Genomic DNA, 1,731 nt, shown 5'->3' with positions numbered 1-1,731 from the left:
CCACATAGCCCGCCCCGGACCGGCGGAACAGCTGCGCCCAGGCCACCGGGTCCCAGCCGGACAGCGATGCGTTGAACGCCTCGCCGAACCGCTCATACGGGTAATCTGCCCCATACGTTTCCGCATGATACCGCGCCGTCGCGCCGTTCTCGAACAGCATCGTGTTCTGGTACCATTCGGCATACGGTGTATCTGCAAATGAGGCGGCCTGCTCAGGTTCCCCCATCTCCCCCATCGAAACCTTGTGCGGCGCAAAGGCCGGGATGGAATACGGCCCCCAATGAATGAAGATGCCGAACTTGGCATCCAGGAACCAGTCCGGCACCTCGTGGGATGACAGGCTCTCGGCGGTCGGCTCGTAAGCCTGCTTCGGGTTTGGGGCGGGGGAGGAATCGTCGTGCATCAGCCAGCCATCTCTTCTGCCCACACTTTGCCGTGCGGGAATTCATGATCGGCGATGCTTTGCGGAAACAGGTCAACCGAATATCCCGGCGCTGATGGTGCGATATACCGTCCGTTCCGGGTTTCGATCGGGTTCACAAAATGCTGGTGCAGGTGCGCCGCATGTTCGATCACCCGGTCCGTCATGGTGCCGGAGATGCAGACGAAGTCGATCATGGACAAATGCTGGACGTATTCGCAAAGGCCGACACCGCCGGCATGCGGGCAGACGGGCACACCGGCCTTGTCCGCCATCATCATCACCGCCAGGACTTCATTGACCCCCGCCAGACGGCAGGCATCGATCTGGCAGAACCCGATCGCGCCCGCCTGGAGGAACTGTTTGAACATCACACGGTTGTGGGCGTGCTCCCCGGTTGCCAGCAGCACGGGCGAAACCTGCTCCGCAATGGCCTTGTGGCCGAGAATGTCGTCCGGGCTGGTCGGCTCTTCCACCCAGTAAATATCGTAAGGCGCCATGGCCCGGATGGCCTGCACGGCATCGTCAACATCCCAGACCTGATTGGCATCGACGCTCAGACGAACGTCCGGGCCGAGCGTGTCACGGAACAGTTTGCACCGGCGCAGATCCCCCTCCAGGTCTCCGCCGACCTTGATCTTGAAGTGCCGCCAGCCTTCGGCATGGGCGGCGCGCAACCGGCGCACGATCTCTTCATCCGTGTACCCGATCCAGCCTGCCGACGTCGTATAGGCGGGATATCCGTCGCGGATCAGTGCCGCCGTTCTTTCCGCCCTGCCGCCAGCCTGTTGCGTCAGCCGGTCCAGCGCTTCGGCTTTTGGAAGATAGTCGGATATGTGCCGGAAATCGATCGCCGAGACGATGCGCTCCGGCGGCATGTCGCTGACATATTTCCACAGGGGCTTGCCCGCGCGTTTGGCCAGGGCATCCCACACCGCATTGATCAGCGCGGCTGCCGCAAGATGCACGACGCCCTTCTCCGGACCGAGCCAGCGATACTGGCTGTCATTGAGGAGAAGCCGGGACGCAAGCCCCAGATCTTCTTCAAACTCGTCCAGTTCGCGGCCAATCAGGTGCAGGCCCAGCCCCTCAATCGCCGACACGCACAGATCGTTCCCGCGGCCGATGGTGAAGGTCAGGCCATTCCCGTCCGGATCCCCCCCTCTCATATGGAGGGTCGCATAGGCACAGGAGTAATCCGGATCGGGATTCATCGCATCCGAGCCGTGACTGTGACGCGACGTTGGAAAGCGAATATCCCGCGCTTCGATTCCGGTGATCACGATCCGCTCTCCAGTTTGAATGACTGG

At 62.0% G+C, this 1,731-nt stretch carries 2 protein-coding genes; both read right to left on the bottom strand.

Annotated features, from left to right (window positions below):
* Positions 1–403, bottom strand: a 403-nt coding sequence (locus HAD_RS17615; protein ID WP_035574204.1) for an alpha-L-fucosidase, incomplete at its 3' end; no start/stop codon positions are given.
* Positions 403–1,704 carry an enolase C-terminal domain-like protein gene (locus HAD_RS17610; RefSeq protein WP_035574206.1) on the bottom strand — a complete coding sequence of 434 codons (1,302 nt, stop codon included), beginning with the start codon at positions 1,702–1,704 and terminating at the stop codon, positions 403–405. The genes HAD_RS17610 and HAD_RS17615, both read right to left, overlap by 1 nt.
* Positions 1,705–1,731 lie beyond the last annotated feature (27 nt).

This window comes from Hyphomonas adhaerens MHS-3 (genome assembly GCF_000685235.1).
GTDB classification, from domain to species: Bacteria; Pseudomonadota; Alphaproteobacteria; order Caulobacterales; family Hyphomonadaceae; genus Hyphomonas; species Hyphomonas adhaerens.
The sequence above is the reverse complement of the archived record's forward strand: the minus strand, read 5'-3'. Positions and strand labels throughout refer to the sequence as shown.